Source organism: Caulobacter sp. BE254 (genome assembly GCF_031457295.1).
Classification (GTDB): Bacteria; Pseudomonadota; Alphaproteobacteria; order Caulobacterales; family Caulobacteraceae; genus Caulobacter.
In genome coordinates this window covers 627,022-642,701 of sequence record NZ_JAVDWJ010000001.1, presented here as the reverse complement: position 1 = coordinate 642,701, position 15,680 = coordinate 627,022, and the positions used below count along the sequence as shown (strand labels likewise).

Sequence of the window (15,680 nt, the reverse complement as noted above, 5' to 3'; positions counted from 1 at the left end):
CGCCGGCCAAGCCCCGGAACAGGGGCGTGAGAAAGCACAGGCGGTGGAGCGAATTTCGCTTCCACCGATGAAGGAGGCGGGGAGGCAGATGAAGGCAGTTTGGGCTTCCATGGCGATGGCCATTTTGTTGGCGGCGTCGGGCGCGGACCTGCGGGCCGCCGCCGCGCCGGTGGCGGCGAGCGCCAAGGCCGTGACCGTCGAGCGCATCAAGGTCCATGGCGCGGCCCTGGAGGGCAATCTCGAAGGCGAGTCGCCCGACCGGGACGTCGTGGTCTATCTCCCGCCCGGCTACGCCGCCGACAAGGCGCGCCGCTATCCGGTGGTCTATGCGCTGCATGGCTACGGCCTGACCGTCGACGGGTTCGCGGGCTTGCTCCAGACCCCGCAGACCGCCGAGGGCGCCTTCGCCGCGGGCGCGCCCGGCATGATCGTCGTCCTGCCCGACACCCAGACCCTGCACAACGGCTCCATGTATTCGAGCTCGGTGACGATCGGCGACTGGGAGGGTTTCATCACCCGCGACCTAGTCGCCTATGTCGACGCGCACTACCGCACGCTGCCCGACCGGCTGAGCCGCGGCCTGGCCGGCCACTCGATGGGCGGCTACGGCGTCGCGCGCCTCGGCATGAAGCACCCCGAGACCTTCGGTGCGCTGTACATCATGAGCCCGTGTTGCCTGTCGGCCCGAGAGGCGCCGCCCCCGGGGGACGCCGCCGCCGTCGAAGCCGTCAAGACCCGGGAGGAGGCGACCAGGCTCGGCTTCCTGCCGCGCGCCACCTTCGCCGTCGCCGCCGCCTGGTCGCCGAACCCCAAGAAGCCGCCGTTCTATGTCGACCTGCCGACGTCGAACGGCGTCGTCGACCGGTCGGTGCTGGCGCGATGGGCCGCCAACGCGCCCCTGAGCATGCTTGACCAGTACATCTTCAATCTGCGGCGATACCAGGCGATCGCCATCGACGTGGGCGATCGTGACGGGCTGAAGGTCGACGCGGCCGAATTGCACGACCGCCTGGTCGCCTCCGGCGTGGCGAACACCTTCGAGATCTACAGCGGCGACCACGGCAGCGCCGTCGCCAGTCGTTTCCAGAATAACGTTCTGCCGTTCTTCGGACGTGTACTTCGTTCGAGCGGCGAATAGAGCATGAAGGCTCCGCACGGGCTCTTTCGGTTGACTTTCTTAGACCAAGCGGCGGCTTCCTGCCTTGTTTGGTCTCGTTCAGGTCGATCGATAATTTCAAAGAACACCAACGCAAAGCGGGTATTAAAGACATGAGAAATCAAATTTCGCGGCGTAATGCTCTAGCTTCGTTCCTGACCCTTGCAGCGGCGGCTCCGGCCAGCGGCGTGCTGGCGCAGTCGATCAACCAGCGGCGCGTCACCCTCGATGTTCGGCAAGCCTCCAAACCCATCGATAGATTCTTCGATCTGTCGGTCGGAGCGGACTATCCCGGCACAACGATCCGTGACGCCAATCTGGCGCAATTGAAGATCGCCACCAAGGAACTCGGCTTCCGCTACATCCGGTTCCACGACATCTTCCACGATGACATGGGCGTCGTGAAGATGGTCGACAACAAGCTGGTCTATGACTGGACGAAGATTGACTACCTCTACGACAGCTTCCTGAAGATGGGCATCAGGCCGTTCGTCGAACTCGGTTTCACGCCTGGCGCCATGAAGTCGTCGGACCAGACGGTCTTCTACTGGAAGGGCAACACCTCGCATCCACGCCTGGACCTGTGGAAGCAACTGATCGACACCTTCGTCCGTCACCTGGTCGCCCGCTACGGCCTAGCTGAGGTCCGTACCTGGTATTTCGAGGTGTGGAACGAGCCCAATCTCGATGGCTTCTGGCAGTATGGTGACCAAGAGGCCTATTTCGCCCTGTATGGCGTCACCGCCCGCGCAATCAAGGCCATCGATCCGCAGCTTCGGGTCGGCGGGCCTTCAACGGCCGGCGCCGCCTGGGTGAGCGAACTGTTGGCCTGGGCGAAGACCACGAACACGCCAGTCGATTTCGCCACCACCCATACCTATGGCGTCGACTACGGCTATCTCGACGAGGAGGGCAAAATGGACCTCCAACTCTCCAAGAACCCCGACGCCATTGTCGGCGACGTCCGCAAGGTTCGCAAAGAGATCGAAGCCTCGCACCGGCCCGGCTTGCCGCTGTTCTTCACCGAGTGGAGCACCAGCTACAATCCTCATGACCTCAGCCACGACTCCTACATCGCCGCGCCCTACATCCTTAGCAAGTTGAGGGCCACTCAGGGCCTCGTCCAGGGCATGAGCTATTGGGTCTATTCCGATCTGTTCGAAGAGCCCGGTGCGCCCCCGAGCGCTTTTCACGGCGGGTTCGGCCTGATGACCCGCGACGGCGTTCGCAAGGCGTCGTGGTTCGCCTACAAGTACCTGCGCGCCCTGCAAGGTGCGGAAATTCCGTCTACGGATCATCAGGTGTGGGCGTCCTGGGACGGCCGCGCCCTGGCGGCGGTCGTCTGGGACTATCAGCACCCCGACCAGGGGGGGCGCAGCAACGGCGTCTTCTTCAGCAAGTTGGTCCCGAACGCCAAGTCTGCCCCTGTGAGGCTGAATCTGACCGGACTCAAGCCTGGTCGGTACGAGCTGAAGATCCAGCGTACCGGCTACAAGATCAACGACGCCTACAGCCACTACCTTGAGATGGGCGCCCCTAAGGACCTGACGCCGAAGCAGCTTCAGACGCTGCAAGATCTTACGCGCGACACTCCTGAAACGGCTCAAACGCTTACGGTGAGCGACAAGGGTACGGCCGTGGTTATGGTGCCGATGCGCAGCAATGACATCGGCCTGGTCACCTTGACGCCGGTTTCATAAGATTTTCGAACATTTTCCCAAAAACAAGTACTCAAGAATATCACGAGCAATCGCGCTCGGAGAACTGTTTACCGTCGCTTGCTTAAGACCAAGAAATTTGGAGAATATACATCATGAAGGTGAGCAAGCGGCAGTTCCTGGGTGTCCCGGCCCTTGCGGCGCTGGGCCTGGCGGGGGCCGCGCAGGCGAGGCAGGAGCCGTCCGCGGACGCCTGCGCCAAGCTGCCGACGCCGGACTATCGGCTGCCGATCGCCAAGGGTCCGTTTCGCCAGGAGCCCGAGTCCCTGAAGACCTACCAGGCGCCCGACTGGTTCCGCGACGCCAAGTTCGGGATCTGGGCCCACTGGGGACCGCAGGCCGTGCCGCGCCAGGGCGACTGGTACGCCCGCTACATGTACGTTCCCGGCCACCCGCATTACGACCACCACCTGAAGACCTACGGCCAGCCTTCCAAGGTCGGCTACAAGGACATCATTCCCCTGTGGACGGCGGACAAGTTCGATCCCGAGAGCCTGATGGACAAGTACGCCGCCGCCGGCGCCAAGTACTTCGTCAGCATGGGGGTGCACCACGACAATTTCGACCTGTGGAACTCCAAGCACCACCGCTGGAACGCCGCGGCCATGGGGCCCAAGCGCGACATCGTCGGCGCCTGGAAGGCGGCCGCCCGCAAGCGCAAGCTGCGCTTCGGCGTGTCGGAGCACCTGGGGGCCAGTCACAACTGGTATCACCCCAGCCATCTCTACAACCAGACCTGGCCCGAAAACGGCGTGGCCTATGACGGCGCGGACCCGAGATACGCCGACCTCTACCACTCGCCGCACAACGAGCCTTACCGCGGCTCCGCCGACACCTGGTACTCGCGTGATCCGAGGTTCCATCAGATCTGGTTCGACCGCATCCGCGACCTGCTCGACACTTACGAGCCGGACCTGCTGTACTCGGACGGCGGGCTGCCGTTCGGCGAGGTCGGGCGCAGCCTGGTCGCGCACATGTACAACAGCAGCATCGCCCGCAGCGGCAAGCTCGAGGCCGTGTACAATTGCAAGGACCTGGGCTCGGGCGAATTCCACAAGGAATGGGCGGTCCAGGATGTCGAGCGCGGGGTGCTGAAGGGCATCAACCCGCTGCCGTGGCAGACCGACACCTCCAACGGCGACTGGTTCTACAGCGACGGCTTCAAGTACAAGACCACGTCGGAAGTCGTGGCCATGCTGGCTGACATCGTCAGCAAGAACGGCAACCTGCTGCTGAACGTCGTGCTGTATCCGGACGGCAGCCTGCCGCCGGAGTCGCAGCTTCTGCTGGACGAGCTGGCGCCATGGATGGCGGTGAACGCAGAGGCCATCCACGGAACCCGGCCGTGGAAGCTGTACGGCGAAGGACCGACCGAAGCCGCGGCCGGGGCGTTCCAGGAAAGCGCGGCCTATACCGCCCGGGACATCCGCTTCACGACCAAGGGCGGCGCCCTTTATGCGATCGCGCTCGGAGAGCCCTCGGGCGTGACCGAGATCGCCGCGCTCGCCGTCGGCAATCCGCATGAACACCGACGCGTCGCGCGGGTCGAGATGCTGGGCCTTCGCGGACCGCTCAAGTTCCGCCAGGGCGCCGGCGCGCTGTCGATCGACGTCCCGGCCCGCCTGCCGACGCGCCACGCCAGCGTCTTCAAGATCAGCTTCGCCTAAGGCGCGGCCCTCCGTATCGAATTCGCGCTCCAAGGGAGTCCCCCAGTGTTCAATATCGTGATGGCGCTCGCCGCGTCGCAAGTCATCGTGGCCTCGCCGGACAACGCGGCCGAGATCAGAATCGCCGCCGATGGGGCGAGCTACTCGGTCTACCGCAAGGGCGAGCCGATCGTGTCGGCCTCGCCGATGGGCCTGGAGCTTTCGAACGCCGCTGACTTCTCGGATCTGGAGGTCGTCGACGTTAAAAAGCAAAGTCAGCGGCGCGACATTCCGCTGACGGCGACGAAGTCCAAGGCGGCGCGCGACTGGTACAACGGCGCCGTCGTCACCTTCCGCGAAAAGACCGGCGCCCACCGCACGCTGTCTGTGGAAGCGCGCGCCAGTAGCGATGGGGTTGCGTTCCGCTACCTCTTGCCGAAAGACGCGCCCGTCGTGCTCAAGGCAGAAAAGACGGCGTATCGCTTTCCGAACGACCCTGCCTGCGAAGTCAGCGAATATGGGGGTTCCCATGAGAACACCTGGGCCCTGAAGAAGATCTCCGAACTGGACCGGGCCAAGCGCTACGACGTTCCTGTGGTCTGTTCGTCCGCCTCCGGCCGCACCCATTATGCGATCGCGCAGTCGGGAATCGACGCCTATGCGAGCTCGAGCCTGGTCCCGGTCGAGGGCGGGCTAAAGGTCAGGGTGACGCCGCTCCCCAACCGCAAGGATGTCGCCATCGACTCCGCCGCCGGCCTGACCAGCGCCTGGCGGGTGATCATGATGGGGGACCGCGCCGGCGACCTGATCGAGTCGCCCCTGATCGGAAACCTGGCGACGCAGGCGAGCGGCGATTTTTCGTGGGTGAAGCCCGGAAAGGCGGCCTGGGACTGGTGGTCGGGACCGACGGCGGGCGAGAAGCCGACCGTGGAGCGGTTCCATCGCTTCATCGATTTCGCGGCCGAGTCCGGCTTTCCCTATTTTCTGATCGACGCGGGATGGCCCCTCAACGCCACGCCGTGCTGCGACGCGGACCCGAAGACGGACATCACCCAGAGCAATCCGGCGATCGATATGCCGGCCCTCGTGAAATATGCGGGCTCAAAGGGCGTGGGCCTCATTCTGTGGGCGCACTGGAAGCATGTCGAACCCAGGATGGCGGAGGTCCTCGACACCTATCAGCGCTGGGGGATCAAGGGCGTGAAGGTCGACTTCATGGAGCGGGACGACCAGGAGATGGTCCAGTTCTACGTCCGCCTGGCTCAGGAGACCGCCAAGCGCCACCTGCTGCTGGACATGCACGGCGCCTTCCCGCCGGCCGGCCTGGCGCGCACCTATCCCAACTACATCACCCAGGAAGGCGTGCTGGGCCTGGAATACAACAAGTTCCCGTGGGGACCGGTCACGCCCGGACACAATGTCAAGCTGGCCTATACCCGCATGCTGCTGGGGCCCATGGACTATACGCCGGGCGGTTTCCGCAACAGCACGCCGCAGACCTATGTCGCCCGGGAAGTCATGCCGATGACCCGCACGACGCGGGGCCAGGCCCTGGCGCAGTACGTGGTGTTCGACAGTCCGCTGCAGATGGTCTCCGACGATCCCGCGGCCTATGCGAACGCGCCGGGCTTCGACTTTCTCAAGGCGGTTCCGACCGCTTGGGACGAGACGCGGTTCATCGACGGAACGCCGGAAAGCCATGTCGTGGTCGCGCGGCGCAAGGGCGAGACCTGGTACGTCGGGGCCATGACCAACGAACAGGCTCGCGCCGTCGCCATACCGCTGGCCTTCCTGGGGGCAGGGACGTTCAAGGCCGAGATCTGGCGGGACGGCGCGGGGCCCAATGACGTCGAGCATGTCGTCAAGTCGATTTCCAGCCGTGACGTCCTCGATATTCCCCTGAGCGCGGGGGGCGGCGCCGCGATCGCCATCAAGCCCGTTCACTAGGGCTGCATCGCACCCCTTTGTCCGGCTCAGATCAAAGGGGGCGCGCCCCCGAAATCGGCGGTCAGATCAACAACAGCATTCAGCGCCACCGGCGCGCCGCCTTGGGAAGGCCATGACTCAGCAGACCTCCTTGCTCGCCAAACCTTCATCGGACGCGGCCACGTCGACCGACGCGGCCACGCCCGCGAAAAGCCACTACGTCGTCCTGGACGGACTGCGAGGGGTCGCGTCCCTGATGGTGGTCGTCTTCCATCTGTTCGAAGCCTATGCGGGCGGCAACCCCCAGAAGCAGATCGTCAACCACGGCTATCTGGCGGTCGACTTCTTCTTCCTGCTGTCGGGCTTCGTGATCGCCTACGCCTACGACGACCGCTGGGCGGCGGGCATGGGCCAATGGGGCTTCTACAAGCGCCGCCTGGTCCGCCTTCAGCCGATGATCGTCATGGGCTCCCTGATCGGCGCGACCCTGCTCGCCTTCCAGCATTTCTCGATCTTCCCCAAGCTGGAGGCCGTTTCGGCCTGGCAGGTGGCGGCGGTCATGCTGTTGGGCTTCGTGATGATCCCGCTGACGCCGTCGGCGGAAATCCGCGGATGGGGCGAGATCTATCCGCTCAATGGGCCAGCCTGGTCGCTGTTCTACGAGTACGTCGCCAACATCCTCTACGCGGCGGGGCTGCGGAAGTTGTCGAACCGGGCGCTGGGCGTGCTGGCGGGACTAGCGGCGCTGGCGCTTGTCCACCTGCTGGTGTTCGGTCCCCGGGGCGACGTCATCGGCGGCTGGGCGCTCGACGCCGGCGGCGTCCGCATCGGCCTCACGCGGGTGCTGTTCCCGTTCTTCGCGGGCGTGCTGCTGATGCGCTTGGGCAAGCGGATCAAGGTCGGCGGCGCCTTCGCCGTCTGCAGCCTGCTGCTGGTCGTGGCCCTGGCGCTGCCGCGGTTCGGCGGGACGGAGCGGCTGTGGGTCAACGGCCTCTATGAAGCGTTTTGCGTGATCGTGCTGTTTCCGCTGATCGTCGTCATCGGCGCCGGCGAGAAGGACGCGGACGGCCCGTCGGTGCGGATCGCCCGCTTCTTCGGCGACCTGTCCTATCCGCTCTACATCACCCATTACCCGCTGATCTACATCTACACCGGCTGGGTCGTGGACAGGAAGGTTCCGGCGGGGCAGGGCGCGCTGGTCGGGGCGGGCGTGTTCGTGGCGGCGGTCACGATCGCCTATGCCTGCCTCAAATTCTACGACGAACCGGTGCGGCGCTGGCTGGGCGGCAAGCTCTTGGCCGGGCCTCGCTTGCGGACGCCGAACTGATCTCCCCCTCACATCCAGCTTCACTTTCAATTTCAAACAGGACTGACATCGTGGCCATCACCAAACACCGGCTCTGGGCGTACGTCGCGGCCGCCTTTCTCGGCGCCGTCTCCACCGCCGGGGCGGCGCAGGCTCAGGACGGCGCGGGTACGAAGGGGCTGTTCGAATGGCGCTCGTCCGCGCCCTTGGTCACCCCCTCGAACGCGGGCGCTCAGGCCTATTCCGGCCTCAAGGACTCTTCGGTCGTCTATTTCAACGGCGCCTATCACGTCTTCATGACCACCGCCGCCCCAGACGGGTGGAACATGGCGTACGCCCGCTTCAAGGACTGGTCCGAGGCGCCGAAGGCCACAGTGGTCAGCCTGAAACAGTCGGGCGTCGGCCCTGGCTATCGCGCGGCCCCGCAGGTCTTCTACTTCGCGCCGCAAAAGCTCTGGTACCTGGTCTATCAGGGCGGGCCGCCCCTCTATTCGACGACGACGAACATCGAAGACCCGATGTCCTGGAGCGCGCCGAAACCCTTCTTCGCGGAAACGCCGGCGGCCGTCAAAAACGCGGCGGGCGAGGCGTCGTGGCTCGATTTCTGGGTCATCTGCGACGACGTCAACTGCCATCTCTTCAACACGGACGACAACGGCCACCTGTTCCGGTCGCAGACGCCCATCGGCCGCTTTCCCGAGGGCTTCGCGGACACCAAGCTCGTCCTGACCGGCGCTCGCGACGACATCTTCGAAGCCAGCATGCACTACAAGATCGCGGGTACGAACACCTACCTCACAGCCGTCGAGGCCATCGGCCCGCACGGCCGCTACTTCCGCTCGTGGACCAGCGACAGGCTCGACGGGGAGTGGCGGCCGCTCGCCGTCAGCGCTTCGAATTCGTTCGCCGGCTCGGACAACGTCGCCTTTGACGGGCCCGCCTGGTCGGAAGGCGTTTCCCATGGCGAACTGGTGCGCGACGGACATGACCAGACGCTGACCCTCGATCCCTGCAAGCCCTTGCGGTTCCTTTACCAGGGCCTGGCGTCCTACGCGCCCGGTATGGACTATATCCGGCTGCCCTATCGTCTCGCTCTCCTGACGGCGACGGCGCCCAATCCGGTCAGCAGGATGTGCCCGCGATCCGTCAAGTAAGGCTCGCCCGCTAAAGCGAGCTTCAGTGGTCGATCACCTTGGCGCGCCGCCGGCCGCGCTTGGGCTGGTCGACCACGGCCGGCGAGGCGTCGCAAATTGGCCTGGCTGAAGTGACGCTTGAGCGGCGCTGCTGAGTCGTCGCGCAAAGGGCTGGCCACCCAGAAATGCTGGGTCCGCCGTTGGGAAATTTGCGCCGGCTCAACCCTCGCGCGCCGGTCGGCCACCCCATCTCTGCCTCCAGTCTCGCCCGGCAGGGCCGCTTACCGGAGATCGCCATGGATGGTTCAGCCCCCCAGTCCACCTGGAAGTCCGCACAGGACGGCGCGACGCCGCACGAGGAACCCGAAGCGCCGGCCGTCTGGACGGCGATCGGCGCCCTGGCGCTCGGGGTCTTCGCCCTGGTCACGTCCGAGTTCCTGCCGGCCAGCGTGCTGACGCCGCTGGCGGCTGACCTTGGGGTCAGCGTCGGCGCGGCCGGCCAGGCGGTCACCGCCACGGCGGTGGTCGGCGCGATCGCCGCGCCGCTGACGCCGGTGCTGACCGGACGCTTCGACCGGCGGCTGGTGATGTGGGGGCTGATGGCGCTGCTCTGCGTCTCGAACCTGCTGACCGTCTTCGCCGTCAACCTGCCGATGCTGCTGGTCGCGCGGGTGCTGCTGGGCGCCAGCCTGGGCGGCTTCTGGTCGATGGCCGCGGCCCTGGCCATGCGGCTCGTGCCGGCCAAGGCCCTGCCGCGGGCAATGTCGATCGTCTTTACCGGCGTCTCGGTGGCGACGGTCTCGGCCGCGCCGGTCGGCGCCTATGTCAGCGCCACCCTGGGATGGCGCGCGGCCTTCGTGATCGCCGGCGCGGTCGGGGCCCTGGCCCTGCTGGCCCAGGTCGTGACCCTGCCGAGGCTGGCCCCGACCACGCCCCCGAAACTGCGCGGTCTGTGGCAGGTGGCGCGTCGCCCGGGAGTCGCGGCCGCCCTGATCGCGGTGCTGCTGGTGATCTCGGGCCACTTCGCCGGCTTCACCTATGTGCGTCCGGTGCTCGAGCAGGTCACGCACCTGGGCTTCGAGACGATTTCCCTGGTCTTGCTGGTGTTCGGCGTCGCCGGCTTCTTCGGCAATTTCGCCGGCGCTTTCCTGGCCGAGCGCGATCCGCGCCTGGCGGTCCTGGCCGGCGCCGGCCTGCTCGCCGCCTCGGCCCTGGCCGTGGTGACCCTGGGCGCCTTCGCGGCCGTGGTCGCCGTCGCCCTGGCGGTCTGGGGTTTCGCCTTCGCCATGCTGCCGGTGGGCTTCCAGGCCTGGGTGACCTCGGAGGCTTCCGATCAAGCCGAGCTGGCCGGCGGGCTGCTCACCTCGACTTTCCAGGTGGCGATCGCCCTGGGCGCGGTGTCCGGCGGCGTGCTGGTCGACCATCTCGGCGCGGTCAGCGCCTCGGCCTATGCCGGATTGGCCGCGGCGACGGGAATCGCTGTGGTCGCCGCCTTGCGCCGCGGCGGCCGCCCGGAGCCGACGCCGGTCGCCTGCGAGGCCTGTCCCTGAACTTTCCGGAGCCTCAAGGTTCGACGATCGGCCACGGGCGTTGAGCGGGCCTCAGGCGTTCGTAGGCCTGCGACAGCCGCAGCACGCCCAGGTCGTCGAACCGCCGGCCGACGATCTGCAACCCGATCGGCAGGCCGTCGGCCGTATAGCCGCAATTGATCGAGGCCGCGGGCTGCTCGGTCATGTTGAACGGCACGGTGAAGCCGATGTGCTCGAACGGCCGGCCCGGATCGTTGGTGGGCGAGGGCAGCTCGGCGGCGAAGGCCGGCATCGGCGCGGTGGGCGACAGCACGAAGTCGAAGGGCTGGAACGCCTGAGCCCCGGCCTCGCGCATCCGGTGGATCTGATGGAAGCCGCGATAGACCGACAGACCGTCGGCGTCCCTGGCGGCCCGGGCCCAGGCGTCGATATAGGGCAGGATGCGCGCCGTCCGGTCCGGCGGCAGGGCGCTGATGTCGCTCCACGACCGGGTGCGCCAGAAGAGGTCCAGGCCGTCGAGCATCTCGCGGGTCAGGAACGGGGCGAAGGGCTCGACGATCGCGCCCTGGGCCTGCAGCAGGCGGGCGGCGGCGGTCACCGCCTCGACGACCTGCGGCTCGGCCCGCGCCCCGGCGCCGGCGTCCAGCATCAGGCCGATGCGCAGGCCTTTCAGGTCGATGTCGAGGTCCGTCCAGGCGAGGTCGGCCGGCGGCAGGCTCATGTGGTCGCGCCAGTCGGGGGCGCTGAGCACGCTCATCATCAGGGCGGAGTCGGCGACTGTGCGGGTCATCGGACCCGCCACCCGGCCGATATAAGGCGGGTCGATGGGCACGCGGCCGTTGCTGGGCTTGAGTCCATAGACGCCGCACCAGCCGGCGGGCAGGCGGATCGAACCGCCGATGTCGGTGCCAAGGTGCAGGGGGCCGTAGCCGGCGGCCGCGGCGCCGCCCGCTCCGGCGCTGGAGCCGCCGGGGGTCTTGGACAGATCCCAGGGATTGCGTGACAGCCTGTGGAAGCTCGACAGGCCCGAGGACAGCATTCCGAAGTCGGGCGAGGTGGTCTTGCAGAAGATCACCGCCCCGGCCTCGCGCAGTCGCGCCGCCGGCGGCGCGTCGGCGGGCTCGGGCGTCAGGTCGGTGGCGGCGCTGCCCAGGGGCTTGGCCACGCCTTTCGTGGCGATCAGCTCCTTGACCGTCGCCGGCACGCCGTCCAGCGGGCCCATCGGCGCGCCCTTGGCCCAGCGGGCCTCGGAGGCCCGCGCGTCGGCCAGGGCCGCGTCGGGGTCCAGCGCCCAGGTGGCGGCGAGGCGGGGCTCCAGGGCCTCGACCCGGGCCAGGACCGCCGTCATCACCTCGACGGGCGAGACGCGCCGGTCGCGATAGAGCGCCAGCAGTTCGACGGCGGACAGGTCCGGCAGGTCGGTCATGGGAACTCCGGAAAGCGGGACTCGAACCTTGCCAGCCTACAGTCGCTCGCGCCGCCGCGAAGTCGTTTTCCGCCCGCCGGCCGGCCGTGTCGGCTAAAAGTCGGGACGCGTCGAATCTTCGAAGGGTGGCTGCCTTGTATCGTCCCGGACCCCGAAACCTGATCACCGACGTCCCGGGGCTGAGCGTGGGAAACGCCACCGACGAGGCGGTGCGCAGCGGCGTGACCGTGGTGCTGTGCCCGGGTGGCTGGACGGCGGGCGTCGACGTGCGCGGCGGAGGACCGGGGGTGCGGGAGACCGAGACCCTGGCGGCCGAGAACGGCTACGCCCAGGCCCACGCCGTGACCCTGTCCGGCGGTTCGGTGTTCGGCCTGGGGGCGGCCGACGGCGTGGTCGCGGCGCTGTCGGCCAAGGGGGAGGGGTTCCTGGTCCGCCCCGGCGCGCCCAGCGTGCCGATCGTGCCGGGCGCGGTGCTCTACGACCTGGCCAACGGCGGCGACAAGGCCTGGGGCCTGGACCCGCCCTACCGCCGGCTGGGCGCGCAGGCCGTGGACGTCGCCGGCCCGGCGTTCGAGCTCGGCGCCCACGGCGCCGGACGGGGGGCGCGGGCCGGACTGGTCCAGGGCGGGCTGGGCTCGGCCTCGCTGGACCTGGGCGAAGGCCTGATGGTCGGGGCCCTGGCGGCGGTCAATCCGGTCGGCTCGGTGTTCATGCCGGATGGGCGGACGTTCTGGGCCTGGCCGTTCGAGATCGAAGGCGAGTTCGGCGGTCGCACGCCGAGCGGTCCGGCGGGCGCGATCGAACCGATGCCTGACGACTCGCGGCTGGCGGGGCAGGGGCGCCTGGCGCCCGGCGCCAACACGACCCTGGCGGTGGTGGCGGTCAACGCCGCCCTGACGGCCGGAGAGTGCAAGCGCGTGGCGATGATGGCCCAGGACGGCCTGTCGCGCGCCGTCCGGCCGGCCCACACGCCGTTCGACGGCGACGTGGTGTTCGCCCTGGCCTCGGGCGAGATCGACCTGGGCCAGGACGAGCGCCTGCGCCGCATCGCCCGCATCGGCTCGGCGCTCGCCGACTGCCTGGCCCGGGCGATCGCCCGCGGAGTCTATCTGGCCAAGGGCTAAGGCGGATCAGCGCGGACAGGCGCATGCGCCTGTCTCCAGCCACGGCTTCTCGACCTCAGCCTTCGCGGGCGAGGAGGATGGGGAGGCGCGGAGCGGTCCGGGCCGAGCCCGGATGACCGTGGGTGTATGAGTTTGCGTTTCGGCTAGACCTGACCGCTCCGCGAAACCGTTCTTCTCAAGGGACGGCGATTGAGGGCTTGTTTCATCCCGATCGACGTTTCCCCTCAGGCGGGCAGGATCAAAGTCGCCCGGAAGGGGCCGTCGGCGACTCCGACTGATCCTGGAACAGGCCGGTTTGAACTCCCAGCCCCGTCAACCCGCCTGTCCCGCCATCGTCCCCGACCAGCCTTGGAGCCTTCTGAGCCCCGCCGCCAAACGCGATCCGATCGCCAAGGCCAGGCGGCCCCGCTCGGTTCCATCCCCATCGCCTGCTTGGGCCGGTACCAAGAGCCCTCCCCCGCGATGGAGACCTGTTCAGTATGTGGGCGGTTTGAACGCGGCGGCGATTGTGACGCTGCTTTACTTTCAGGACATTGAGATTGCTGGACTTCTTTTCGGCGGTCGCGGGGATAGACGCCGCCCGATCCCCCCAACAGTCCTCATTCCCGCCCTTGTGGCGGGAACCCCTTTGTCCGCCGCAGGAGCGGCGTGGCGCGCCAGCGCGCCAAGGCGTCTCACCGTCAACTGAATCAGGAGGCGAGCCTACACGGCCAATTACAGGGCACAGACCGACGCGGCCTGCAAACTTCCGAGGCCTGGGGTTCCCAAGGTCCAGGCACTAGCTGACCAAGCAAATTTTCTCGATGGCTATAGCAGTTCGTCGTCTCAGACAGTGACACTAAGAGGCGGCGAACCCTGTGAGTTCGTCGGTTTCAAAGAGCGACTGGAGAGCCGAAATGTCTTGACCTTGGCGGGTGATCACGCGAGCGGCTGCAATAAATAGGTCAACGAACGTCGAGCAATAGACAGACTTTCGGTTAAACATCTGGCCCGTCTGGAATCTTTGACCGACGCGCCCAAGGCTGCCGCCGCTGTTGCACGCCTCCAAAATCGCGCAATCGTCGCACTCCTTAGACCGCGTCAATGACGACCTAATCACGCCGCCGAATTGCCAATCGGCTAGAATGTCCACCATGCGATCAGTGTGAATAGTCCGGGCCGTTGCTCGTGTATCAACAGTCTCCCTAAGGGATTCTTCGGGGGAAATAGAACCATCGCTTTCTACGAGAAGAACGACATGAGAGACGTGGATAGGCCCCTCGCTTGCATCTCCATTGGCTCGCCGCAGTCGTGACATAGCGGATTGAAAGATCCGAATATCTGCGCCAAATCCATCGCGTCGCCACTCTTGAAACGCGCTTAGCAAAAACCTGGTGACTCCATCGACGGTTTTCTCATCAAATCGATCCCAAGTTAAAAATGGGAGCAAAAAATCGACGCTTTGTACACCAAGATCGCGTACAATGTGTTTGTAAACGGCTTCGCCATCTGCATTAGGGTCGATTACGCAAAGAACGCCAGGTCGCTTGATTCTGCCCGCATCTCCTGCTGCCTGAAGTGTACGCAACCCCGCCACCACGCGGGAATGTGTACCTCGCTCACTAAAGTCAACACGATTCTGATCGTGAATTTCTTCGGGGCCGTCTATACTAACACCGACAGTTATGTTCCACCTAGACAGAACATCGATCCATTTATCCGACACCAATGTCGCGTTGGTTTGAAGTGCAAATACAACACGCTTTAGATCTTCATCTTTAATTTTACCCTTCAGATAACTCCATATAGCCACAATTCTTTCCTCAAACCTATGAGGTGGCATCAGCATTGGTTCTCCACCATGGAGAACTATGCGAACATATTTAGGAGATCGCCGCATAAATTCGGTTTCAATAAATTTCGCAACGCTCAAGCAAACTTCTATAGATGCCGCCTTGGGAACAATTTCGTGGAGAGAATTTCCAAGATTATACATATAACAGTATCTGCAGTTTATATTACAGGTCTCTTGAATTTTTAAAACTATCTCTACACTTGCATCGTGTGAGCAAAAAACGCCAGTTTGTTGATTGTGAAGCGATAATTCAGAATGTTCGCTACCAAAACCATCAGCCATGTCGCTAGTATCCTTATAAGGTATTAAATCATTTCTCGATTTGTCATGCGTCCGGAGCGTAGAAGGCGATCTATTCACGAGGAAAGGGGGGGGCACACGTTACAGACACGCGCGCCCCCGCAGTCGCATGAACTTCGTATGCCTTATGCTGGCTATTGCAAGCAATCGTATGATGCAGAATGCTGCCGAGCGGCTATTGATTGAATGGTAGTCTTAGCCGATCCATTCGATGAAGGGGTCGGTGTCATGGAACGTCGGCGTCTCCAGAAACGTACCAGGGCCGCCGATTTCGATGAACGCTCCCTGGCGGGGCGGACCGCCCGCGCCTGAGATCCGATCCAGATCAGCGTCCGAGATATTCCAGACATCACTGTCTTCGGAAGAGCTGAGAACGCGATCCAGCAGTTCACCTTTGGTAATCATTCTAACTTCCTCTGTGGATGAAACCGCCTACGCACCACGCGCAAGGCAATCCAAGATTGCCGATGGAAGGTCTACACGCAACTATAAATTACATGAGCCAGCTTCAAGGACGATGAGGCTTTCTCAATTAAGATGTTGATTTTTATTAATAAAAATCACCGATAAGTTCGTTTCTTG

General features: G+C 65.1%; 11 protein-coding genes. 8 read left to right on the top strand and 3 right to left on the bottom strand.

Going from position 1 to position 15,680, the window contains the following annotated elements; genetic code table 11:
- Positions 1-115 precede the first annotated feature (115 nt).
- The 7 genes from J2X41_RS02820 (at position 116) to J2X41_RS02790 (ending at position 10,435) form a co-directional block, all read left to right on the top strand.
- Positions 116-1,138, top strand: a complete 1,023-nt coding sequence (locus J2X41_RS02820; RefSeq protein WP_310079468.1) for an alpha/beta hydrolase-fold protein — start codon at positions 116-118, stop codon at positions 1,136-1,138.
- 131 nt (positions 1,139-1,269) lie between these two features.
- On the top strand, positions 1,270-2,856 hold the full coding sequence (locus tag J2X41_RS02815; protein WP_310079466.1) for a GH39 family glycosyl hydrolase: 1,587 nt from the start codon (positions 1,270-1,272) through the stop codon (positions 2,854-2,856).
- Positions 2,857-2,969: 113 nt separating this feature from the next.
- Positions 2,970-4,541: an alpha-L-fucosidase gene (locus J2X41_RS02810; protein ID WP_310079464.1), complete on the top strand. Its 1,572-nt coding sequence runs from the start codon at positions 2,970-2,972 to the stop codon at positions 4,539-4,541.
- 45 nt (positions 4,542-4,586) lie between these two features.
- The gene (locus J2X41_RS02805; protein ID WP_310079462.1) at positions 4,587-6,467 is read left to right on the top strand and encodes a glycoside hydrolase family 97 protein; all 1,881 of its coding nucleotides are present in this window, start codon (positions 4,587-4,589) and stop codon (positions 6,465-6,467) included.
- 112 nt (positions 6,468-6,579) lie between these two features.
- Positions 6,580-7,773 (top strand): acyltransferase, encoded by a 1,194-nt coding sequence (locus J2X41_RS02800; protein WP_310079460.1) that lies wholly within the window; start codon positions 6,580-6,582, stop codon positions 7,771-7,773.
- 50 nt (positions 7,774-7,823) lie between these two features.
- A complete protein-coding gene (locus J2X41_RS02795; protein WP_310079458.1) occupies positions 7,824-8,906 on the top strand; it encodes a non-reducing end alpha-L-arabinofuranosidase family hydrolase in 1,083 nt (360 codons plus the stop codon).
- Between the two features lie 275 nt (positions 8,907-9,181).
- The gene (locus J2X41_RS02790; RefSeq protein ID WP_310079456.1) at positions 9,182-10,435 is read left to right on the top strand and encodes an MFS transporter; all 1,254 of its coding nucleotides are present in this window, start codon (positions 9,182-9,184) and stop codon (positions 10,433-10,435) included.
- 13 nt (positions 10,436-10,448) lie between these two features.
- Here J2X41_RS02790 and J2X41_RS02785 read toward each other — a convergent pair whose 3' ends face one another.
- Complete coding sequence (locus J2X41_RS02785; protein ID WP_310079454.1) at positions 10,449-11,840, bottom strand: amidase; 1,392 nt, start codon at positions 11,838-11,840, stop codon at positions 10,449-10,451.
- A gap of 134 nt (positions 11,841-11,974) precedes the next feature.
- Between J2X41_RS02785 and J2X41_RS02780 the strand changes: the two genes are divergently transcribed.
- A complete protein-coding gene (locus J2X41_RS02780) occupies positions 11,975-12,964 on the top strand; it encodes a P1 family peptidase (RefSeq protein WP_310079452.1) in 990 nt (329 codons plus the stop codon).
- An 838-nt stretch (positions 12,965-13,802) separates the two neighbouring features.
- Here J2X41_RS02780 and J2X41_RS02775 read toward each other — a convergent pair.
- Both J2X41_RS02775 and J2X41_RS02770 read right to left on the bottom strand, forming a co-directional pair.
- Positions 13,803-15,080 carry a radical SAM protein gene (locus J2X41_RS02775; RefSeq protein WP_310079450.1) on the bottom strand — a complete coding sequence of 426 codons (1,278 nt, stop codon included), beginning with the start codon at positions 15,078-15,080 and terminating at the stop codon, positions 13,803-13,805.
- Positions 15,081-15,293: 213 nt separating this feature from the next.
- A complete protein-coding gene (locus J2X41_RS02770; protein WP_310079448.1) occupies positions 15,294-15,503 on the bottom strand; it encodes a hypothetical protein in 210 nt (69 codons plus the stop codon).
- Between the last annotated feature and the right edge of the window lie 177 nt (positions 15,504-15,680).

What these genes read in the sequence shown, in the direction of transcription:
- J2X41_RS02815 (WP_310079466.1), top strand. Translation starts at nt 1,270, where the DNA reads ATGAGAAATCAAATTTCGCGGCGTAATGCTCTAGCTTCGTTCCTGACC.
- J2X41_RS02770 (WP_310079448.1), bottom strand. Translation starts at nt 15,503, where the DNA reads ATGATTACCAAAGGTGAACTGCTGGATCGCGTTCTCAGCTCTTCCGAA.
- J2X41_RS02785 (WP_310079454.1), bottom strand. Translation starts at nt 11,840, where the DNA reads ATGACCGACCTGCCGGACCTGTCCGCCGTCGAACTGCTGGCGCTCTAT.
- J2X41_RS02820 (WP_310079468.1), top strand. Translation starts at nt 116, where the DNA reads ATGGCCATTTTGTTGGCGGCGTCGGGCGCGGACCTGCGGGCCGCCGCC.
- J2X41_RS02810 (WP_310079464.1), top strand. Translation starts at nt 2,970, where the DNA reads ATGAAGGTGAGCAAGCGGCAGTTCCTGGGTGTCCCGGCCCTTGCGGCG.
- J2X41_RS02790 (WP_310079456.1), top strand. Translation starts at nt 9,182, where the DNA reads ATGGATGGTTCAGCCCCCCAGTCCACCTGGAAGTCCGCACAGGACGGC.
- J2X41_RS02775 (WP_310079450.1), bottom strand. Translation starts at nt 15,080, where the DNA reads ATGGCTGATGGTTTTGGTAGCGAACATTCTGAATTATCGCTTCACAAT.
- J2X41_RS02800 (WP_310079460.1), top strand. Translation starts at nt 6,580, where the DNA reads ATGACTCAGCAGACCTCCTTGCTCGCCAAACCTTCATCGGACGCGGCC.